Here is a 20,924-nt window from a genome sequence, read left to right on the forward strand (position 1 = left end):
AGCACTGTTTCCCTTGTCCCTTCGGTGTCATGGCCATGCCAGAGTCCCTTTATTACCTTATTCAACAGTTGCTCAACGGTCTGACCGTCGGCAGCACCTACGCCCTGATCGCCATTGGCTACACCATGGTCTACGGCATCATCGGCATGATCAACTTCGCCCATGGCGAGGTGTACATGATCGGCAGCTACATCACCTTTATCGTCATTGCCGCGCTGGCGATGTTCGGTATCGAGTCGGTGCCGGTGATGATCGTCGCGGCGTTTGCCATCAGCATGATGGTGACCAGCGCTTACGGCTACAGCATCGAACGTGTCGCCTACCGCCCGCTGCGCGGCGGCAACCGCCTTATTCCGCTGATTTCCGCCATCGGTATGTCGATCTTCCTGCAGAACCTGGTGCGTATAGCCCAGGGCTCGCGCGACATCGCCATGCCAACCCTGATCAGCGGCGGCGTCGACCTAGGGCCACACGATGGCTTCCACGCGACCCTCTCCTACATGCAGATGGTCATCTTCGTCGTGACCCTGGTCACCATGACCCTGCTGACCTTGTTCATCTCCCGGTCACGCATGGGCCGCGCCTGTCGTGCCTGCGCCGAAGACCTGAAGATGACCAACCTGCTTGGCATCAACACCAACGCCGTCATCGCCCTGACCTTCGTTATTGGCGCTGCACTGGCTGCCGTCGCCGGTGTCCTGCTGGGCATGTACTACGGCGTAATCAATCCCTACATCGGCTTCATGGCCGGCCTCAAGGCCTTCACCGCCGCCGTACTTGGCGGAATTGGCAGCATCCCGGGAGCCGTACTTGGTGGCCTGCTGCTGGGCGTAACCGAATCAATGACCGCCGGTTACTTCAGTACCGAATACAAGGATGTGGTCTCCTTTGGCCTGCTGATTCTGATTTTGCTGTTCCGCCCCAGTGGCATCCTCGGGCGCCCGGAGGTGGAGAAGGTATGATCCGCGCAAACCTCAAACCGGCGATCATCTCTGCCGTCGTCGTTACCATTCTGACCGGCCTGCTGCTCGGCATACGCCTTGATCAGCAGGGAACAACCCTAGCCCTGGTTGGCGCCGGGCCAGACGTGTACTGGAAAATCGGCGCTGCCGCCGCCTTCCTGTTCTGCTTTAACCTGTTCCGCGATCAGCTCAGTGCGCTGTGGAAGGGACTGCCGGGCCTGCCCAAAGCACCTGAAAGCATGAATCAGTTTGCCAGCAAGCCGGCCATACGCCGTCTCTTCTGGTGTTTCATGATTGCCGCAGCCATCATCTGGCCGTTTCTGTCCAATCGCAGCGGAACCGACCTCGGCACCCTGGTGCTGATCTATGTGATGCTGGGCCTGGGTCTGAACATCGTGGTGGGTCTGGCCGGCCTGCTGGACCTCGGCTACGTCGGTTTCTACGCGGTTGGCGCGTATGGCTACGCGTTGATGGCGATGTACTTCGATGTCGGCTTCTGGACTGGTCTGCTGATCGCCGGTTGCCTGGCCGCCCTGTTCGGCTTCCTGCTCGGCTTCCCGGTACTGCGCCTGCGTGGCGACTATCTGGCCATCGTGACGCTCGGCTTCGGCGAGATCATCCGCATCCTGCTGAACAACATGACTTGGCTGACCAACGGCCCAAACGGCATCGGCGGCATCCCCAAACCGACACTGTTTGGCCTGGAATTCAGCCGCCGCGCCAGCGAAGGCATGCAGAGCTTCCATGAGTTTGTCGGCATCAGCTACAACTCTGAACATCGGGTGATCTTCCTCTACCTGCTGGCCCTGCTACTGGTGCTGATCACCCTGTTTGTGATCAACCGCCTGCTGCGCATGCCGATCGGCCGTGCCTGGGAAGCCCTGCGCGAAGATGAGATCGCCTGCCGCGCACTGGGCATCAACCCGACTGCTGTCAAGCTGGGTGCCTTCACCATCGGCGCCAGCTTCGCCGGCTTTGCTGGCTGCTTCTTCGCCGCACGCCAGGGCTTCATCAGCCCGGAATCGTTCACCTTCATTGAGTCCGCCATCATCCTCGCCATTGTGGTACTCGGCGGCATGGGGTCACAGGTCGGCGTCATTCTGGCTGCGATCATCATGACCATCCTGCCGGAGATGGCGCGCGAATTTGATGAATACCGCATGCTGCTGTTCGGCCTGATGATGGTCCTGATGATGATCTGGCGACCGCAGGGTCTGCTGCCGATGAGCCGTCCGCACATGGAGTTACGTACATGAGCCGCCCCCTTCTCGACGTATCGGGCCTGACCATGCGCTTCGGCGGCCTGCTGGCCGTTGACGGCGTTCACCTCAGCGTCCAACCCGGTCAGATCGTGTCGATGATCGGCCCCAATGGGGCTGGCAAGACGACCGTGTTCAACTGCCTGACCGGCTTCTACAAGCCGAGCGGCGGCAAAATCGTCTTCGATGGCCGCGAGATTCAGGGCATGCCCGGTTTCAAGGTCGCCCGTCGCGGCATGATCCGCACCTTCCAGCACGTGCGCCTGTTCAAGGAAATGACCGTAGTGGAAAACCTGCTGGTAGCGCAGCACCAGCACATGAAAACCAACCTGCTGGCGGGTCTGTTCAAGACCCCGGGCTACCGCCGCAGCGAGCAGGAGGCGATGGAGCGCGCCGCATTCTGGCTAGACCGTGTCGACCTACGCGAGTTTGCCAACCGCCCGGCCAACACTCTGGCCTACGGCCAGCAGCGTCGGCTGGAGATCGCCCGCTGCATGGTGACTCGGCCGAAACTGCTGATGCTTGATGAACCCGCCGCCGGCCTGAATCCGAAGGAGACTGACGACCTCAAGACGCTGATCAGTGAACTGCGCGATGAGCACCAAATTACCGTGCTGCTGATCGAGCATGACATGAAGCTGGTTATGAGCATTTCCGACCACATCGTCGTAATCAACCAGGGCCGCCCGCTAGCCGCCGGCACCCCGGACGAGATCAAGCAGAATCCGGACGTCATCAAAGCCTATCTGGGCGAGACCTGAGGGAAAGCACCGCATGCTGTACATGAAGAACGTGTCGACCCACTACGGGAAGATTCAGGCGCTGCATGACGTCAACCTTGAGGTACGTCGCGGCGAAATCGTTACCCTGATCGGCGCCAACGGCGCCGGCAAAACCACCCTGCTGATGACTCTGTGCGGCGACCCCAAGGCCACAACCGGCAGTATTCGCTACGAAGGCGACGAACTGACCGGCCTGACCACCGCCGAAATCATGCGCAAGGAAATTGCCATCGTGCCGGAAGGACGCCGCGTGTTCTCGCGCCTGACGGTCGAGGAAAACCTGAGTATGGGGGCCTTTTTCAGTGACCGGGAAACCCGTCAGGTTCAGCTCGACACTGTGCTGACGCTGTTCCCACGACTGAAGGAGCGCTACCAGCAGCGCGCAGGGACCATGTCCGGCGGCGAGCAACAGATGCTCGCGATCGGCCGAGCACTGATGAGCAAGCCGCGCCTGCTGCTGCTGGACGAGCCGTCACTGGGCCTGGCGCCCATCATCATCCAGCAGATCTTCGATATCATCGAGCAGCTGCGCCAGCAGGGCGTTACCGTCTTTCTGGTCGAACAGAACGCCAACCAGGCGCTCAAACTGGCTGACCGAGGTTACGTAATGGAGCACGGTCATATCGTGCTGGAAGACAGCGGCGAGGCGCTGCTGGCCGACCCGGAAGTGCGCAAGGCCTACCTCGGCGGCTGATGCCTGGCAGCAGCCGCTGTGGCTATCAGGGCGTGGCCAGAGCACCCTGGTAGCCACAACCACGCAGTTGCTCACCGTTGACCAGCAGCGTGGCGCGCAGGTGGAAATAGTCCCCTGTCGTCGGGTCCTGGCAGGGTTGCGGATACAGCCACAACTCGACCTGATGATCAGGCAGACTGGCCGCATTCAGTGCGCCATCGGGTAGCTGTTCGATCACCACGGAACGCGCCGGGTAAGTCAGCTCGCCATCAAAACGCACCAACCCGCCCGGAGACAACCAGGCCTGCCAGACCGGTTGGTATCCCTGCGCAACCCACTGCGCGGTACGTGCGCTGTCATCACTACAGCCACGCCCATGTGACTGCATGCGCAGCACCTGATCAGGATGCAGACGGCCATGCCGATCAAGCTGGCCGGTCAGATCGGTAAAGATCGCCGTTTGGCCGGGCTGACTGGCTTGCAGGTAGATCGCGCTCACGTTTTCTGACTCGACCAGCGGAATCACGCGTTGGCTACCACATTCACGGAGTACAAAACCGCCGTTGCTGCGCTCCAGCAAGCCGCTCAACCGCTGCTGTTCACCACTCCAGACTCCCTGCATGACGCCACAACCGGTCAGCAGCAATGGCGACACCAAGGCCGCTATACCCCAGCGAATCGGACTCAATCTGTGAACTCCTTTGCGTTAAGCGGACTCAGGCGTGAATCATGACATACGGCAGCTCACAAACCACCACGCCAATGGTAACCTGTGCCGCATCGTCCCGCTTGCGATTCCAGCAAGCGCATTTGGTTCCCGAACTGCGTGTGGATATATAACAATGAAACTGCTTTCTGCCATTTCACTCGGAAGTGCCCTGATTCTGCTGACCGCCTGCTCCAGCACCAAGGCAACCCCTCCGCCACCGCCGCCGCAGGTCACCCCTTGGGTGCACTTGCACATCGACGAACTTAATACCATTGCCGCAGAAGAGCGTTACGAGATTGAACGCGACGGCGACAACGTACGTCTGATCATCCCGGTCAATGGCAACTTCCACCCCAAGCGCACCCTGCTGCTGCCCTCCGGGCTGGTCCCACTGTCCCGGGTTGCCAAGCTGCTGCGCGGCGCTACCGACAGTCACATTCAGGTGACCGGTTACAGCGACAGCCTGGGCGATGACACCATCAACCAGCGCCTCAGCCTGGAACGCGCGCAAGCGGTTGCCAGTGTGCTGCAACTCGGCGGCGTCAGCCGCAACAACATGGAATTGATCAGCCTGGGCGAAGCCGACCCCCGTGGTGACAACGCTACCGCCGCCGGACGTGAGCAGAACCGCCGCGTAGTCATCAACATTGCCCCGCGTATGCCTGCTACACGCGTTGCTCTGGCACCCTGAGTCTGACCAGGCGGGTCACAGTGACCCGCCAGCTCCCGACCAGTTGCATACTCGAGCCTGACAGCCTCTGCTACACTGCGCGGCCATCGTCGACAGACCCGACGTGTCCCTTTGCTGTCAGAGACAACCCATGCCTAAACCCGTACATCCCAGGGCCTCAGCCCTGCTCCCGCTGTTGCTGTTCCTGCTGATTTTCCTCGGCAGCGGCATTTACTACAGCCTGTCCGGCACCGACTTCGCGTTCTATCAGATCAAGGCCCCGGTCGCGATACTGCCCGCCATCATCCTCGGGCTTCTGCTGGCCAAACCGAGCTACCGCGAGAACCTGCAGACCTTTATTGACGGCATAGGTGATCGCAACATCATCACTATGGCGCTGGTATTTCTGCTGGCAGGCGCCTTCTCCAGCGTGACCAAAGCAATTGGCGGCGTCGACGCCACCGTGAACATGGGCCTCAGCGTACTGCCACCGAGCCTGATCCTGCCGGGCCTGTTTGTGATTGCCGCCTTCATTTCCACTGCGATGGGCACCTCAATGGGAACCATCGGTGCACTGGTGCCCATTGCCCTTGGCTTTGCCGAGGCTACGGGCCTATCGATTCCGCTGGCGGTTGGCGCGGTAATTGGCGGAGCGATGGCCGGAGACAACCTGTCGATCATCTCCGACACCACCATCGCTGCCACCCGGACCCAAGGTGTCGGCATGCGCGACAAGTTCCGTCTCAACCTGATTATTGCCCTGCCCGCCATGCTGCTGACCCTGGCAGTGCTGTTTGTAGTCGGCGATGCTCACGGGGCCGCCGCCGTTGAGGCCTACAACCCCTGGCTGGTACTGCCGTATCTGAGCGTACTGGTTCTGGCCCTGTGCGGGCTCGACGTCATGATCGTGCTGATGACCGGCATCATCCTGTCTGGCGTGACCGGCATGCTGGTCAAGCCGGACTACGCGCTGGCCAGCTACGGCAACGACATCTACCAGGGCTTCGCCGGGATGCTGGAGATCACTATTTTGTCGATGCTGATTGGTGGCCTGTCGGCCATCATGAAGCAGGAAGGCGGGCTGGACTGGCTACGCGAGCGCATTCAGGCGCTGACCTCACGCTCTGCGGGCCGTCGCAGCGGAGAAACCGGGATCGCCGGACTGGTCAGCCTGACCAACCTGTTTGTCGCCAACAACACTGTCGCCATCATCATCAGCGGCAGTGTCGCGAAGGATCTGGCTGACCACTACCAGGTAGACCCGCGCCGCAGCGCCAGCCTGCTCGACATCTTTTCCTGCGTGATTCAGGGCCTGATTCCCTATGGCGCACAGATTCTGCTCGCCGGCTCGCTAGCGGCGCTGTCACCAATGCTGCTGATCAGCCAGGTGCACTACTGCTGGCTGCTTGGTCTGATGGCAGTACTGGCGATCGCCTTCGGCCTGCCGCGCCTCAAGCCCGCGACACCAGCGGCATGATTGCCCGGGACGCAGCCTGCTGCGTCCCTATTGGTCCCAGGGTTCGCCGCGAGTGCGAGGCTCGCGGCGCAGCTTCTCGTGCATGGCAGCCTTGGCCAGCATATTGGCGCTGACCGGTGCTGTCAGGAACAGAAAGAAGGTAATCAGCAGCTCGTGCAGGCTGATGCTGCCACTTTGGGCACTGAAATACGCCATCGACCCCAGCACCAGCGCCCCCACGCCCAGCGTGGTTGCCTTGGTCGGCCCATGCAGGCGCATAAAAAAGTCCGGCAACTTGAACAGCCCGATCGCGCCAACCAGCGCAAACAGGCTCCCGGTCAGCAGCAACGCTGCGACCAGCCATTCCACCCAGCTCGCATCGCTCATGGCACGCTCCTATTCAATGATGTTGCCGCGCAACAAGTGCTTGGCGATGGCAACGGTACTGACGAACCCCATTACTGCAATCAACAGCGCGGCTTCAAAGAACAGGTTTGAGTCCAGATACAGACCGAGCAGCATGATCAGCGCGATGCCGTTGATATAGAGGGTATCGAGCGCAAGAATCCGATCAGGCAGATCCGGCCCCTTGATTAACCGGGCAAAGGTCAGCAGCAGAGCAGCGGTGATGATGCCCAGACAGAGCAGAATTACGGTGTCGAGCATTCGAAAATCTCCCGAATGGGTTCTTCATAACGCTGGCGGATATGATCGATCAGCGCCTGCTCATCGCCCACATCCAGACCGTGAATCAGCAGGGTACTGCGATCCGGACTGATATCGGCCGACACTGTCCCGGGCGTCAGCGAAATAGTGCTGGCCAGCACGCTGATCGAAAAATCCTGCTGCAACTGCAGCGGATAGTGGACAAACGCCGGCCGCAGCTGCCGGCGCGGCCCGAGAATTAACCTAGCCACTTGCAGATTGGCCAGCAGGATATCGCTGAGCACCCGGCAGACGAATACCAGCAACTGGCCAAACCGCAAGCGATGGGGCGAGCGGGGCCAGAATACATGGGTCAGCCAGGGAATCAGGCATGCCAGCAGGGCGGCCATGATCAGATTGCCGAACGATACCGAATTCATCAGCAGCAGCCAGCCGATCAGCAGCGAAACGCTCAGCCAGGGATGAGGGAAAACGCGATCAGGCATTTTCATGGTGTAGCTCCTCCAACTGGTACCTGCGACAGCACTGCATCGATGTAGATCTGCGGCAGCAGCAACTGCTCAGCCGTCTGCCCCAAATAGCCCAGCAGAGGCCCGGCCAGCACAACCAATAGCGGGCTTCCAAGCAACAGCAGAACCACAGCCCCCATGCGCGCACCGTCCACCGGCTCACCGCTGGCGGCCTGATCAGTCTGCCGCCAGAATAGGGTGCTGCCGGCTCGGCTGAGCGCTACCAGACCAAGCAGCCCGCTGCCCAGTACCGCCGCATACAGCCAGGCGGCCGCGTTGCCCTGCCCCGCCGCACCCAACAACATCAACTTGCCAAGGAAACCGGACAGCGGCGGCATCCCGACGATGGACATGGCAATAAGGAAAAACACACCGCCCATCAGCATCGGGAAAGGCAACTGTGGCCCGGAAACCAACCGCGCCGAGAAACGTGGACCGCGAATGCGCTGGATGATGCCGGTGAACAGGAACATGGCGCCGGTAATCCAGGTCGAGTGAATCAGGTAGAACAGCGTCGCCTGCAATGCCTCAGCAGTCCCCAGCGCCAAACCAGCCAGCATAGTGCCGACCGATACAACCACCAGGTAAGCAGTCAGGGCACTCAAGGTGCTGGCAGCCAGTGCACCGATCGCGCCGAGCAGCAATGTCACCAGCGCCAACGGCCACAACCAATGCAGAGCCATGTTCGCCAGTTCGCCTGCCTCGGCCCCAAAAATCAGGGTGTAGACCCGCAAAATCGAGTACAGCCCGACCTTGGTCATGATCGCAAACAAAGCAGCGACCGGGGCACCGGCGGCAGCATACGCACGGGGTAACCAGAAGTAGAGTGGAAAGACTGCCGTCTTCAGACCGAAGACGACCAGCAACAGCATGCCCGCCGCGCCCACCAGCGGCGCGTCAGCCGGATCCAGCGCCCGCACCTTGAGTGCCATGTCGGCCATGTTCAGTGTGCCGGTCACACCATACAGGGTGCCAACGGCAATCAGAAACAGTGCCGACCCGGTCAGATTGAGCAACAGGTAATGCAGGCCAGCGCGCACCCGTGCCGAACCCGCGCCATGCAATAGCAGAGCGTAAGACGAGATCAGCAAAATCTCGAAGAATACGAACAGGTTGAACAGGTCACCGGTGAGGAAGGCGCCGTTGATACCCATCAACTGAAACTGGAACAACGGATGGAAATTGCGTCCGGCAGCGTCATCGCCGCGCACCGCGTAGATCAGCGCCGCCGAGGCCAGCACCGCGGTTACCAGCAGCAACAGTGCACTGAGGCGGTCAACCACCAGCACAATGCCGAACGGCGGCATCCAGTTGCCTAGCGCGTAGACACTGATGCCCTGCCCTGCCTCGACCAGCAGCATCGCCGCCAGCGGAATCTGCAGAAAGGTCGCCAACAACGACAGCGCCCGTTTGGTATCCATGCTTGCGCCGAGCACCAGCAGCAGCGCACCGGCAAACATCGGCACCAGAACTGGCAGGATTGGCAGGTGACTCATCAATGGTCTCCTTTGCCGTCAACGTGATCGCTGTCCAGCTCGCCCTGCGCCCGCAGCGCCAGTACCAGCGCGTAGGCCGTCATGGCAAAGCCGATGACAATCGCCGTCAGTACCAGCGCCTGCGGTAGCGGATCAGCATAGACCTCGGCCTTCCCGAGAACTGCCGGAGCGGCATCACCCAGCCGTCCCATTGCGAATAAAAACAGGTTCACCGCATAACTCAGTAGCGCCAACCCAACCACTACCGGGAAAGTACGCGCACGCAGCATCAGGTAAATCCCGCAACTGGTCAGCACAGCCAGTGCCAGGGCATACAACAATTCCATCAGTATCCTCCTTCTGCTACGCGCGGCTGCGACAGCTTGCCGAGATTCGCCAGAATCAGCAGCGTTGCGCCTACCACGGTGAGGTACACGCCCAGATCAAACAGCATCGCGGTCGCCAATTCGATGTCGCCTATCAGCGGAATGTGGAAATGATCAAACGCACTGGTCAGGAACGGATAGCCGAACACCCAGCTACCCAGCCCCGTGGCGCCGGCGATCAGCACACCGGCGCCAGCCAACCAGTGATAATTCACTGGCCAGCGCTGGGAGGTCCAGGCTTCGCCACTGGCAACGTACTGCAGAATCAGCGCAACCGCAGTGATCAGGCCGGCGATAAAGCCGCCCCCAGGCAGATTGTGGCCGCGCAGGAAGATGTAGACCGAGATCATCAGCGCCAGCGGCAGCAGCAGGTGGGACAGATTAACCAGCATCAGCAGGTCGCCACGGTGTGCCCAGGGCTTGCCAAGACTGTCGGCGCCGGGAATGCGCAGGCGCAGACCGTCGATCAGGGCGTAGATGGCGATAGCGGCGATGGCGAGCACGCTGATTTCACCCATCGTATCGAAGCCACGGAAGTCGACCAGGATGACGTTCACCACGTTGTGACCACCACCACCGGTGACACTGTTGGCGAGGAAGAAGTCGGCGATGCTGTCATACGGCCGGGTTAGCACGGCAAAGGCCAACGCACCGACCAGCGTGCCGCACAGCAGCGCTATGACCAGATCACGGCTGCGGCGCAGGCCAGAAGATTCGCGCGGGGTACGCGCCGGCAGGAAAAACAGCGCCAGCATCAGCAGAACGATGGTCACCACCTCGACCGAGATCTGGGTCAGCGCCAGATCCGGTGCAGCAAAGCGGGCAAAGGCCAGCACCACACCCAGACCAACCACGCTGAGCATGACCAGAGAGACCAGCCGCAGACGGTGCCAGTAGACGGTCGCGACTGCACTGAGCATCATCACCACTGCTCCCGCCAGGGTCACGCCGTCAATTGGCGTCAGCGCCACCGAACCACGCAGAGCGGGCAGCTGCACCAACCAGAAGCCAGTCACCACCAGCGCGGCAAACAACAGGCAGAGCAGGTAGCGCTGCAGCGAGGCGTTCTCCAGCAACAAGGTTACCTGGCCCGCACCGCGCACCAGGCGCTGCACAGCGGCCTCAAAGACCAACTTGGCATCCACATCACGCTGACGGGCGTACCAGTCGAACAGCGGACGGCGCAACGAGTAGACCAAAATGCCCAGCACCATAGCGGAAAAGCTCATCAGCAGCGGCAGATTGAAGCCATGCCAGATCGCCAGACTGTACTCGGGCAGCGCATTGCCCACTGTCGACTCGGCAGCCACAGCCAGCAGACCGGCAACGGTGAAGCCAGGTGCCAGCCCCACCGCCAGGCACATGACCACCAGAATCTCGACTGGCACCCGCATATAGCGCGGCGGTTCGTGGGGCGGGTACTTGGGCAGATTCACCGGTTTGCCGTTGAAAAACACGTCGTGCACGAAGCGCAGCGAATACGCCACCGAGAAGACCCCACCGAGGGTCGCCCCGAGCGGGATCAGCCAGCTCCAGTTGCCGAGCATGTGCTGTTCCAGGGTTTCGGTGAAGAACATTTCCTTACTGAGGAAGCCGTTGAGCAGCGGAACCCCCGCCATCGCCGACGCCGCGACCATCGCCAGCGCCGCCGTATGCGGCATGAAGCGAAGCAGCCCGTTGATACGCCGCATATCGCGGGTGCCGGTCTCGTGATCGATGATTCCGGCAGCCATAAACAGCGAGGCCTTGAAGGTTGCATGGTTGATGATATGGAATACCGCCGCCACCGCGGCCAGCCGGGTGTCGAGGCCAAACAGCAGGGTAATCAGCCCCAGATGACTGATGGTCGAGTAGGCCAGAAGCCCCTTGAGATCATGCTGAAACAGCGCGGTGCAGGCACCCACCAGCAATGTCGCCATACCGGCGCTGCTGACTATGTAGAACCACAAGTCGGTGCCGGCCAGCGCCGGATACAGGCGCGCCAGCAGGAACACCCCGGCCTTGACCATGGTCGCCGAATGCAGATAGGCAGAAACCGGCGTCGGCGCCGCCATCGCGTGCGGTAGCCAGAAGTGGAAGGGAAACTGCGCCGACTTGGTGAACACGCCCAGCAGTACCAGCACCAGGATTACCGGATACAGCGCGTGCTGACGAATCTGCTCCCCCGCCGCGAACACATCTGTCAGCTCGTAGCTGCCGACGACCTGGCCGAGCAGCAAGATGCCGGCCAGCAGCGCCAGACCGCCGGCACCAGTGACGGCCAGCGCCATACGCGCGCCCTTGCGCGCATCAGTGGAATGCGACCAGTAGCCGATCAGCAGGAAGGATGACAGGCTGGTCATCTCCCAGAACACCATCATCAGCAGCAGATTCTCGGACAGCACCACACCGAGCATGGCCGACATGAACAACTGGAGATAACAGAAGAAACGCCCCATAGGGTCGTTCTTGGAAAGGTAATAGCGGGCGTACAGAATGACCAGCAGGCCGATCCCCTGAATCATCAGGGCAAACAGAAAGCTCAGGCCATCAAGCCGAAAACTGATGTTGAGACCCAGCTCGCTGAGCCAGGGCCAGGACTGAATCAGAGCGTTGCCAGCAAAAACCGCATCAACATGACGCCAAAGCAGCGCCAGCCCAACAACGGGGGCCACCATGGCCATTGCAGCACAGAGCGAGCGCCCTTGGTTCTTGAACAACAGTGGAAGCAGGCTGCCAAGCAGCGGAAGAACGACGATCAGCGCCAGGGTCATGCAGGACTTACTCCTTATATGGCCATTGCGACCTCCAACCCAGCACGGACAACACCGCATCAAGGCATATATTGCCGGGCAATCCAGGTCAGGAAGTGCAAGCCATTATAGGGGCAAGTTGACACCATCGATCAACGCAAGCCGCTGAATCCGTTACAAAATGCGTAGCGCCAGCGAGGCGGCAACGGGGCATTGCCGCCCGCAGAGGCTGCCAGGGCCTACTTGACCACCCTGGACTGGCCATTCACCGACATGATGCGCACACGGTCACCGGGAGCAAAGTTCACGCCTTCTGCCACTTCCTGAACATAGGCACGAGTATAGCCGCCGTCTTCATGGACGGTAATTTCCACGCCCTGGGTGCGGGTGATACCTTCCTCGGCAGCGGCGCCAGCCACGCCACCGGCCAGAGCACCGACGATGGCAGCAATGGCGCTGCCTTTGCCGCCACCAACACTGCTGCCGGCCACACCACCGATAGCCGCACCCGCGGCCGGACCGATGACCGTCTTGGTGCCTTCGATCTGCACCAAACGCACTGACTCAACTGTCCCCATGCGCACGGTTTGCGGCGCACGCGCGTCATCACGGCTGTACACATCGCCGGTCAGCGAGGAGGCACAACCACCCAGCGCCAGAACTGCGCTAAGCATCAGGGTTACCACATACCGCTTTTTCATAACGACACCTCAGTTATCGCGCCTTTTACTCAGGCCTATTCCGCAAGGGTGCGCGCTGTATTGTCAACAGGCAATACTGGCCGTCTTGCGGGCAAACCGTTGATCGGATTTTGATCAATCCGAGTCGAATTTAATCGCGCCGTGGCATAACATCGGCCGCGCTTATCAATAGACGCGCTGAGAGCGGCGCGCCTAAACATTCTTCTGCGTTTCGTCGTAACCAACAAAAAAACCAATAGAACCTGGTTGCCCGAATCCGAGACACCGGAGGTTCTGCCATGTTTCCACTACAGGCAGCTTGGTTGTACTACCTTGAAAACCCGGCGCTGGTCCTCAACGGTCTGGCGCTGTTCTTCGCCATCAATGGCAGCTGGCTGTGGATTGCCACCCAACTGCGCAGCAGCCTGGGCCGCCAGCGCCTGGCTACCTTGCCAGCCAGCACGTCAGACCTGAACCTGCAACGCGACCAGCGTATCAACCGTCTGTTCTACAGCGTCGGTACCGTATGTCTGACGATGGCTCTGACACTGAGCATGATCAGCACCCAAGTCTGACCCCGCTCCGACCTACTCGCCAGCCGACTCAGCCAAAACCCGCAAACGACTGCGTACCGGATTGGCATATTGCAGCAGCCAGAATGGCCGCTGGGCCTCAGGCAACGCCTGCAGGCGCGCCTGGAAACGCTGTTCTTCTGCAGCCAGATCAGCCGCTGCGTATTCCTTGCGCCAGTCGGCCAAAGCCGCTGGCAGGCCTTCGGACTGCTCAAACGCCAGATAGTTGCTCGGATACAGTCGATAGTGCCCGAGAATCTGTCTATCCACCGCCGCCGCAACCAGCTTGGCATCCCCATATTCAGCCGTCAGCGGTTCGCCGAAGGCAACATGCACACGCCCTTTGTACCCGGTGAGCCCCATGGCAATGGACCGGTCATCCTCCCCCGGCTCCTTGCTGTAACTACCTTCGCGCGCACGCTGCTCCAGCTCGCGCGCCTTCATGCCATCACAGGGGTCCCACTCGTAGGAGATGGACACCGGCACCATGCTCAACGAGCGGATCACCTCGGCGAAGGGTTCACTCTTGCGGCCCATGCAGAACATCTTGATGATTGCCGAGTCGGTTTCGTCCAACCCGTCCTTGGCACGCCCTTCCGCCTGGGCAATCCAGATCGACTGGCCCTCAGCAATCGAGTGGCTGATATAGGCCGACATGGTCTGGTACGCCTGCAGCTTCTCGCGGCGCCCGGTTAGCGACCGGTGCACGATAAAGCTCTTGTTCAAGCGCATGAGGTCAGCAACGAAGGGGCGTTGCAGCAGATTGTCACCAATGGCAATACGCGGCGTCGGGTGGCCCGCATGATAAAGCGCATAGTTGACGAACGCCGGATCCATGACGATGTCACGGTGATTAGCGATAAACAGGTGAGCCTGATCACGGCGCAGGTTGTCCAGGCCGCTGTAGGTGACAGTCAGGGTGCTACGCTCGATCAGGCGGTCCAGATAGGGCTCCAGCCTGTGCTGCAGGTCGTCAACCGATTTAACGCCGCGCGCTTCGCGCTTGAGCGCCATTTGCACTACCGACCGAGCCAGCCCCGGCAGCAGCCGATTGAGACGCGGAAAGCGGTAGCCCGCCAGCATGCGCATCAGGTCCTGGTCAGACAGCAGACGCTCCAGCACGCCCGGAACTTCGGCATCGTTGTACGGGCGAATGCCCTCGAACTCGCTCATGTCACCCTCAGAGTCTTGTCGTCAGCCGCGCATTATGCGTTGCCAACCGTGGTTTCGCCAGATTGACGATGCGGCTACACTTCGTGTCACACACAAGCCGCAAGGAGTATTTACAGTGCAGGCACTGGAAGAAGCCAATCTGGCTTGCCCTCACTGCGGCGAGCCCATCACCCTGCTGCTCGATCTGAGCGGTGGAGCCCAATCCTACACCGAAGACTGTCAGGTCTGCTGTCAGCCGATTCACGTCAGTGTCTGGATTGACGAGCAAGGCGACGACTATCACGTCGATCTGCGCCGAGAACAGGACTGAGCATGCAATGCATCTACCGCCCTGCGGACATGGCAGAGGCTACGCTGCTGGCTGGCGTTCTGGCTGATCACCACATCCGCTGCCATGTCAGTGGCGGCTATCTGCAGGGGGCAATTGGCGATCTGCCCGTGCACGACCTGCTCGGACTCTGGGTAGCGGACGAAGACAGCAGCCGAAGCCTTGAACTGATCCACGCTTACCTGAGCGCCAGTCCGGTCGGCGACGACGATTTGGAGGCGCCCCGTTCATGAGTGGCCGTCTTGCCCAGTTCAACGCGCCCCATTCGGACCTCCCGGCCGGCTGGCAGCCGCAGTGGAACCTGGCACCGGGCAAACAGGTGCTGATCCTGCGCAAGCACGTCGGCAAACTGGAGTGTACCTCGGTACTGTGGAATCTGACCCCTGGCTGGTTGAAGGACTTGAGCCGCGCGACATTCTCTGCCCGGGCGGAGTATCTGCATGAGAAGCCGATGTTCCGGCACGCCTTCGCCCAGCGCCGTTGCCTGATTCCGGTGGACGGCTATTTTCTCTGGCTGCAGCAGGGTGCGCGCAAGCAGCCCTGGTATCTGCGCCGTCGAGAAGGGGGGCTGGCGCTGGCGGGTATATGGGAACGTTATCAGCTTGATGACGGCCAGTTCTGGGACAGCTGCGCCCTGATCACGGTGCCCGCCAAAGGCCTAGCCAGCCGTCTGAGTGACCGCATGCCGGTAGCATTGAACAGCGGTGAGCAGGCTATCTGGCTGGCTGAGCACACCGCTGTCAGCGCCCTGCAACCATTACTCATGAACGCCGACAGCCGCATCGAAATGACCTATCCGGTCAGTACTGCCGTCAGCAACCCCGCAACCCAGGGGCCGCATTGCTGCAGCCCCGCGGGCCCGGCTCAGACCTTGAACTGATTGATCAGACGACGCTGATGTTCGGCCAGTTTGGTCAGTGACGCACTGGCCTCAGAGGCCTCTCCTGCGCCCTTGGCCACATCCTTGGCAACCGTATCAATGGTAGTGACGTTGCGGTTGATGTCTTCGGCAACCGCACTCTGCTCCTCGGCTGCGCTGGCGATCTGGTTGTTCATATCATTGATCACCGACACCGCCTGGGTAATCGAGGTCAGTGCTGCATCAGCTTCCTCCGCCTGCAACACGCTCTGCTCAGTACGGGCACGACTCTGCTCCATGACCTTGACGGTTTCCCGTGTACCATTTTGCAGTTGCTCAATCATGTGCTGGATTTCTTCGGTCGAACTCTGGGTCTTCTGCGCCAGATTGCGAACTTCATCGGCAACCACCGCAAACCCGCGACCCTGCTCTCCCGCACGCGCCGCCTCGATGGCAGCGTTCAGCGCCAGCAAATTGGTTTGCTCGGCGATACCGCGGATGGTGTCGAGAATGCCGGTAATATTTTCGCTGTCGCGTGCCAGTGACTGCACACTGTCGACCGCCCGCTGGATATCCTGCGACAGATTTTGAATCGTCTCGGCGGTTGCCCGCACCACTTCACGCCCGTGGGAGGCTGACCCGTCGGCGTTATGCGCGGCACTGGCGGCCTGCGAGGCATTGCGCGCCACATCCTGCGCAGTCGCAGTCATCTCGGTTACCGCCGTAGCGACCAGATCGATCTCGCTGAGCTGACGCTGAACGCCGTCATTGGTACGCAGCGCAATATCAGCAGTGTGCTCCGAAGCATCCGTGACCTGCTGGACCGAGCCGACGACCTCACGAATCATGCCCTGCAGCTTGTCGAGGAACGCATTGAAGCCACGGGCAATAGAGCCGAGCTCATCAGCCCGATCCACATTCAGCCGCTTGGTCAGATCACCTTCACCCTTGGCGATGTCATCCAGCATCGCAACCAGTTGACGAGCCGGCTTGGCCAGGCCATAGGCCAGCAGCACCATCACACCGAGACCCGCCAGGGCAACCAGCAGACCAATACCTGCCAGCAGCAATGTGTCCTGCTGACGCATGTCGGTCAGTTCAACATCCAGCTGGTTGAAGTCTTTCATTACCACATCTAGCGGCAGCTTGATCACCAACGCCCAGCGAACCCCAGTGCCCTCGAGGGTAATCGGCATGATCAGCTGCATGTGCGACACGCCTTCGTGATCCACCTCAAACAGCGGTTCGCTCCCCAGCTTGGCAATCGCGTCCAGCTCCTGGGCATCCAGCACTTTCGACGCCTGGTCTCCCGGCTTGGCCCCATCACCGGTGTAGGCAACAAGGCGGCCACTGCCGCTCACCAACGCCTGCTCACCCTGCCCGCCATACAGATCCGCATTGCTTGCTTGCAGCATACCCTGCAGAAAGTCCATCGACAGATCAGCGCCGGCAATCCCCATGAACTGGCCGTCACTCATAATCGGAACGGTAAACGAAGACAACAGAACCGTTTTGCCACCCACTTGGTAGGGTGCAGGGTCAATCACACAGTTGCTCTTGGTCTCGCGCGGACACAGATAGTATTCGCCGGTACGTACACCATTATCGAGGACGACTTCGCTCTCCATGTCGCCCAGCGCCTCCAGGCTCAGGCTGCCGTCATCGTTGCGATACCACATCGGCATGTAGCGGCCCGAGCCGTCATAACCATCAGTCTCGATACCCTCAAAAAAGCTATCGAGGTTATCCAGCGAGTTGGGCTCCCAACCGACGTAGGCATCCCAGAGGTTCGGATTACTCTCCAGCGTCATCCGAATAACCCGCGTCATCTCCTCGCGCCCCATCATCAGCGCAGGCATGCCGTCACCCTGAATTTGGCCGAGCATGGAATTAAGCTGCGCGAGCTGTGATGCAACGCCAAGTGGGTACTCCAGATGGCGACGAATACGCGCCTGCTCACCGGCGGCAATCGCAATCACACGATCCTTAACCAAGCCATCAATCAAAGCCCGCGAGCGTTGCTGCACCAACGACTGACTCCGCTCGGTGGAGTAAACCGAATACAGCGTCATCACCCCAACGGCGATGAACAGGCAGGCACCGGCCAGCACGGCGATGGAGAGCTGAATTGACCTGAATTTCATGTAATACCTCGACGTTGGCGCAACAGAGCGGCGAAAGATACCGGTTCATCGTTTTTATCGGCCAGAGACCAAAAATCTACAGCCTTTTGTATAGTTTTACCCAAATGCGGGTCCAATGGCTTAATATTTTCCAGTCACGTCTGCAGCGACGGGGCAATGCCCGGCGACATACAACGCCCTCTAAACATCTAATGAGAGAATAGAGCATGAACAAATCACTGATACTGCTGCTCTGTGTCTTGCTCGGTGCCACCAGCCTGGCCGGGTGCAATACCATGGAAGGCCTCGGCAAGGATATCCAAAAAGTTGGCGATAGCATCGAAGGTGCTGCCAGCAAATGAATTCGGGCCGCTGCCTGATTAGGGAGCAGCGGCAGTGTTTACCCTCAACCTATCAAGGAAGTTAGCGATGAAACTGCGATACGCCCTTCTACTCCCCACCGTCTTGCTGATTGGCTGCCAAAGCGTGCAGACCACCCAGGGCGGCAATGTTGGCGTCAACCGCACCCAGTACATGATGAGCGGCCTGTCCAGTGAAGAGGTCAATCAAATGGCCGCGGAGTCCTATCAGGAAACGCTCGACGAGGCCAAGAAACAGGGGTTGCTCAATACCAATGCGTCCACCGTGCGACGACTCAATCGCATCGCCGCCAAGCTGATCGCGCAGGTGCCGCATTTTCGTCCTGACGCCAGCAGCTGGGACTGGGAAGTCAACCTGATCAAGGACGATCAGCTCAATGCCAGCTGTGCGCCGGGCGGCAAAATTCTATTCTACTCGGGCATCATCGACCGCCTCCAACTGACCGATGCCGAGATCGCCCAGATCATGGGCCACGAGATTGCCCACGCGCTGCGTGAACATGGACGCGAGGCGATTTCCCGCGCCTATGCAACCCAAATGGGCACCCAGCTCGCCAGCGCCTTGCTGGGCTTGGGCGAAGGTGGAAACCAGGCAGCCCAGATGGCAGTGCAATACGGCCTGACCTTGCCCAATAGCCGCTCCAACGAAAGCGAAGCCGACCTGATCGGTATGGAACTGGCAGCCCGCGCCGGCTACAACCCGCAAGCGGCGGTCAGTCTGTGGCAAAAGATGCAGGCCGCTTCCGAAGGCGAGCCACCAGCCTTCATGAGTACCCACCCATCCTCCTCTGGCCGGATTCAGGCACTGCAAGCCGCTGCTCCACGCGTCCAAGGTTTGTACGAAGCTTCCAAGTAAGTCCTTCCGACCGGCGGCCCAGCAGCTCCGCCGGTCGGAAAGCAGCAAATACTCTGGTTAATCCGCGCAAAACCCGTACAATTGCGCGCCGTCGCCATGGGACCGTCGAAACATCATTACGCGCCCACTGACGAACGATATGGGTTCCCTCACCCCATTTGACAAAACGGCGAGTCAACAGACTCGAATCGTAAAAAAGGACAGACCATGACCGCACTTACCTCCGGCATGCAGCGCCGCGCGCTCGCACTGCTGATCAGTTTTCACATTGCCATAATCATCGCCAGCAACTATCTGGTGCAGCTGCCCATCACCCTGTTCGGCTACCACACCACCTGGGGCGCTTTCAGTTTTCCATTCATTTTCCTGGCTACCGACCTGACCGTTCGCCTGCTCGGTAAACAAGCCGCCCGCCGCGTTATTGCGCGCGTCATGCTGCCGGCGCTGGTTGCGTCTTACGTGGTGTCTGTGGTGTTTCAGGAGGGCAGTTACCGTGGCGTTGAGGCTTTGCTATCGTTCAACGACTTCGTACTGCGCATCTCGCTGGCCAGTTTCGTCGCCTACGTGATCGGCCAGTTGCTGGACATTCAGGTATTCGACCGCCTGCGACGCATCAGGGCCTGGTGGATCGCACCAAGCCTGTCTACGGTGCTAGGCAATCTGGCTGACACTTTTGCCTTCTTTTCGGTCGCCTTCTGGCACAGCAGCAACCCGTTCATGGCCGAGCATTGGGTCGAGATCGCCACGGTCGACTACGCCATCAAGCTGACCATCAGCATGCTGTTGTTCCTGCCTCTGTATGGAGTGCTGCTGCGCGCCCTGATGAATCGTCTCGGCGGCCCGGCGACCTCAGCCGCCTGAGCCGACTCAGGGCACCAACCCAGTCCAGCCCAACAGCAGCCCTGCTGCAGCGCCCAGCAGCAGGGTCTGCAGCACCGTCCAGCCCCTCCCGAACAGCAAGCCGGCCGCAACTAGCCCCACTCCCAGCGCCAGCCAATCCGGCCCTGCGGCGTCAGCCGGCATGAAAACGTGCCAGCCGAAGTACAGCGCCAGATTGACGATAACACCCACAACAGCGGCACTTACGCCGGTCAGGGCTGCTGTCAGGCGCAGTTCGCCACGGGTGGCCTCGATCAACGGTGCGCCGCCGAGCACAAACAGAAACGACGGCAGAAAGGTGAACCAGCAGACCATCAGCGCCGCCAGCATGCCACCAACCAGCGCCTGGTCAGCCCCCAAAAACGCGCCCTGATAGCCACCAAGAAACGCCACAAACACGACCACCATGATCAAAGGCCCCGGCGTGCTTTCACCCAGCGCCAAGCCGTCGATCATCTGCAACGGCGAGAGCCAGCCGTATTGCAGCACGGCGCCCTGATAGACATACGGTAGCACCGCGTAGGCGCCACCGAAGGTCAGCAGCGCCGCCTTGGTGAAAAACCAGGCCATCTCGGTCAGAGGCCCGTGCCAGCCTTGCCACAGCATCAGCAGGCCCATTGGCAAGGCCCAGAGTGCAGCCCCGACCAGCAAAACTCGAAGCAGGCGCCACAGGTTGAAGCGGGCATGCTCAGGTATCGGACTATGATCATTCAGCAGCGCATCCCCGCCGCCATCAGACGGCGCCTGGGCCGCCGCCGAAGGCGAAAAGGCCAATGGCCGCAGTCGCCCGCCCAC

General features: G+C 60.5%; 24 protein-coding genes. 13 read left to right on the forward strand and 11 right to left on the reverse strand.

All coding sequences use genetic code 11. From position 1 onward, the window contains the following. Nucleotides 1-35: 35 nt before the first annotated feature. From livH to C1949_RS08095, 4 genes are read left to right on the forward strand one after another with little or no spacing between them, the layout of a single operon-like run. Complete coding sequence (gene livH, locus C1949_RS08080; RefSeq protein ID WP_104738001.1) at nucleotides 36-962, forward strand: high-affinity branched-chain amino acid ABC transporter permease LivH; 927 nt, start codon at nucleotides 36-38, stop codon at nucleotides 960-962. Beyond that, nucleotides 962-2,218: a high-affinity branched-chain amino acid ABC transporter permease LivM gene (locus tag C1949_RS08085; protein ID WP_104738002.1), complete on the forward strand. Its 1,257-nt coding sequence runs from the start codon at nucleotides 962-964 to the stop codon at nucleotides 2,216-2,218. The genes livH and C1949_RS08085 overlap by 1 nt, the downstream gene beginning before the upstream one ends. Further along, entirely contained in the window at nucleotides 2,215-2,982 is a 768-nt protein-coding gene (gene livG, locus C1949_RS08090) for a high-affinity branched-chain amino acid ABC transporter ATP-binding protein LivG (RefSeq protein ID WP_104737968.1), read from the forward strand. Before C1949_RS08085 ends, livG begins: the two co-directional genes overlap by 4 nt. 13 nt (nucleotides 2,983-2,995) lie before the next feature. After that, the gene (locus C1949_RS08095; RefSeq protein ID WP_104737969.1) at nucleotides 2,996-3,697 is read left to right on the forward strand and encodes an ABC transporter ATP-binding protein; all 702 of its coding nucleotides are present in this window, start codon (nucleotides 2,996-2,998) and stop codon (nucleotides 3,695-3,697) included. Between the two features lie 25 nt (nucleotides 3,698-3,722). Here the strand turns inward: C1949_RS08095 and C1949_RS08100 are convergent, their stop codons facing one another. After that, on the reverse strand, nucleotides 3,723-4,364 hold the full coding sequence (locus tag C1949_RS08100) for a hypothetical protein (protein ID WP_104737970.1): 642 nt from the start codon (nucleotides 4,362-4,364) through the stop codon (nucleotides 3,723-3,725). Between the two features lie 154 nt (nucleotides 4,365-4,518). Between C1949_RS08100 and C1949_RS08105 the strand changes: the two genes are divergently transcribed. Together C1949_RS08105 and C1949_RS08110 are read left to right on the forward strand one after the other, a co-directional pair. Beyond that, nucleotides 4,519-5,076: an OmpA family protein gene (locus C1949_RS08105; RefSeq protein ID WP_104737971.1), complete on the forward strand. Its 558-nt coding sequence runs from the start codon at nucleotides 4,519-4,521 to the stop codon at nucleotides 5,074-5,076. A gap of 130 nt (nucleotides 5,077-5,206) precedes the next feature. Further along, nucleotides 5,207-6,532, forward strand: coding sequence for a Na+/H+ antiporter NhaC family protein (locus C1949_RS08110; RefSeq protein ID WP_104737972.1), 1,326 nt, complete (start codon nucleotides 5,207-5,209; stop codon nucleotides 6,530-6,532). A gap of 27 nt (nucleotides 6,533-6,559) precedes the next feature. Here C1949_RS08110 and C1949_RS08115 read toward each other — a convergent pair whose 3' ends face one another. The 7 genes from C1949_RS08115 to C1949_RS08145 all read right to left on the reverse strand — a co-directional run bounded on the left by C1949_RS08115 (nucleotide 6,560) and on the right by C1949_RS08145 (nucleotide 12,980). Then, nucleotides 6,560-6,898, reverse strand: a complete 339-nt coding sequence (locus tag C1949_RS08115; RefSeq protein ID WP_104737973.1) for a Na+/H+ antiporter subunit G — start codon at nucleotides 6,896-6,898, stop codon at nucleotides 6,560-6,562. Between the two features lie 9 nt (nucleotides 6,899-6,907). Beyond that, nucleotides 6,908-7,177 carry a K+/H+ antiporter subunit F gene (locus tag C1949_RS08120; protein ID WP_104737974.1) on the reverse strand — a complete coding sequence of 90 codons (270 nt, stop codon included), beginning with the start codon at nucleotides 7,175-7,177 and terminating at the stop codon, nucleotides 6,908-6,910. Continuing rightward, nucleotides 7,162-7,662: a Na+/H+ antiporter subunit E gene (locus C1949_RS08125; protein ID WP_211287102.1), complete on the reverse strand. Its 501-nt coding sequence runs from the start codon at nucleotides 7,660-7,662 to the stop codon at nucleotides 7,162-7,164. The genes C1949_RS08120 and C1949_RS08125 overlap by 16 nt, the downstream gene beginning before the upstream one ends. Before the next feature lie 2 nt (nucleotides 7,663-7,664). Beyond that, entirely contained in the window at nucleotides 7,665-9,182 is a 1,518-nt protein-coding gene (locus C1949_RS08130) for a monovalent cation/H+ antiporter subunit D (RefSeq protein WP_104737976.1), read from the reverse strand. Beyond that, on the reverse strand, nucleotides 9,182-9,508 hold the full coding sequence (locus C1949_RS08135) for a Na+/H+ antiporter subunit C (protein ID WP_104737977.1): 327 nt from the start codon (nucleotides 9,506-9,508) through the stop codon (nucleotides 9,182-9,184). Before C1949_RS08135 ends, C1949_RS08130 begins: the two co-directional genes overlap by 1 nt. Then, a complete protein-coding gene (locus C1949_RS08140; RefSeq protein ID WP_104737978.1) occupies nucleotides 9,508-12,300 on the reverse strand; it encodes a monovalent cation/H+ antiporter subunit A in 2,793 nt (930 codons plus the stop codon). The genes C1949_RS08135 and C1949_RS08140 overlap by 1 nt, the downstream gene beginning before the upstream one ends. Before the next feature lie 218 nt (nucleotides 12,301-12,518). Then, complete coding sequence (locus C1949_RS08145) at nucleotides 12,519-12,980, reverse strand: outer membrane lipoprotein (protein WP_104737979.1); 462 nt, start codon at nucleotides 12,978-12,980, stop codon at nucleotides 12,519-12,521. A gap of 278 nt (nucleotides 12,981-13,258) precedes the next feature. On the opposite strand from C1949_RS08145, the gene C1949_RS08150 reads away from it, so the two are divergent. After that, nucleotides 13,259-13,534, forward strand: coding sequence for a hypothetical protein (locus C1949_RS08150; protein WP_104737980.1), 276 nt, complete (start codon nucleotides 13,259-13,261; stop codon nucleotides 13,532-13,534). Between the two features lie 12 nt (nucleotides 13,535-13,546). Here C1949_RS08150 and C1949_RS08155 read toward each other — a convergent pair whose 3' ends face one another. Continuing rightward, complete coding sequence (locus C1949_RS08155; RefSeq protein ID WP_104737981.1) at nucleotides 13,547-14,704, reverse strand: 1-acyl-sn-glycerol-3-phosphate acyltransferase; 1,158 nt, start codon at nucleotides 14,702-14,704, stop codon at nucleotides 13,547-13,549. 115 nt (nucleotides 14,705-14,819) lie between these two features. On the opposite strand from C1949_RS08155, the gene C1949_RS08160 reads away from it, so the two are divergent. From C1949_RS08160 to C1949_RS08170, 3 genes are read left to right on the forward strand one after another with little or no spacing between them, the layout of a single operon-like run. Next, the gene (locus tag C1949_RS08160) at nucleotides 14,820-15,014 is read left to right on the forward strand and encodes a CPXCG motif-containing cysteine-rich protein (RefSeq protein ID WP_211287101.1); all 195 of its coding nucleotides are present in this window, start codon (nucleotides 14,820-14,822) and stop codon (nucleotides 15,012-15,014) included. A 2-nt stretch (nucleotides 15,015-15,016) separates the two neighbouring features. After that, nucleotides 15,017-15,265 (forward strand): putative signal transducing protein, encoded by a 249-nt coding sequence (locus C1949_RS08165; RefSeq protein WP_104737983.1) that lies wholly within the window; start codon nucleotides 15,017-15,019, stop codon nucleotides 15,263-15,265. Further along, a complete protein-coding gene (locus C1949_RS08170) occupies nucleotides 15,262-15,912 on the forward strand; it encodes an SOS response-associated peptidase (RefSeq protein ID WP_104737984.1) in 651 nt (216 codons plus the stop codon). Before C1949_RS08165 ends, C1949_RS08170 begins: the two co-directional genes overlap by 4 nt. On the opposite strand, the gene C1949_RS08175 is transcribed toward C1949_RS08170, so the two are convergent. Then, nucleotides 15,897-18,035, reverse strand: coding sequence for a methyl-accepting chemotaxis protein (locus C1949_RS08175; protein WP_104737985.1), 2,139 nt, complete (start codon nucleotides 18,033-18,035; stop codon nucleotides 15,897-15,899). The genes C1949_RS08170 and C1949_RS08175 overlap by 16 nt on opposite strands. A 206-nt stretch (nucleotides 18,036-18,241) precedes the next feature. On the opposite strand from C1949_RS08175, the gene C1949_RS08180 reads away from it, so the two are divergent. The 3 genes from C1949_RS08180 (at nucleotide 18,242) to C1949_RS08190 (ending at nucleotide 20,111) form a co-directional block, all read left to right on the forward strand. Continuing rightward, a complete protein-coding gene (locus tag C1949_RS08180) occupies nucleotides 18,242-18,376 on the forward strand; it encodes an entericidin A/B family lipoprotein (protein ID WP_104737986.1) in 135 nt (44 codons plus the stop codon). 67 nt (nucleotides 18,377-18,443) lie between these two features. Continuing rightward, a complete protein-coding gene (locus tag C1949_RS08185) occupies nucleotides 18,444-19,250 on the forward strand; it encodes a M48 family metallopeptidase (RefSeq protein ID WP_104737987.1) in 807 nt (268 codons plus the stop codon). Nucleotides 19,251-19,457: 207 nt separating this feature from the next. Further along, nucleotides 19,458-20,111 (forward strand): 7-cyano-7-deazaguanine/7-aminomethyl-7-deazaguanine transporter, encoded by a 654-nt coding sequence (locus tag C1949_RS08190; protein ID WP_104737988.1) that lies wholly within the window; start codon nucleotides 19,458-19,460, stop codon nucleotides 20,109-20,111. A gap of 6 nt (nucleotides 20,112-20,117) precedes the next feature. Here the strand turns inward: C1949_RS08190 and C1949_RS08195 are convergent. Further along, nucleotides 20,118-20,924: chromate transporter (locus tag C1949_RS08195; RefSeq protein WP_146040300.1), on the reverse strand; the 807-nt coding region annotated here is incomplete at its 5' end.

The organism is Halopseudomonas oceani, from assembly GCF_002903165.1.
In the GTDB taxonomy this organism is placed as follows: Bacteria; Pseudomonadota; Gammaproteobacteria; order Pseudomonadales; family Pseudomonadaceae; genus Halopseudomonas; species Halopseudomonas oceani.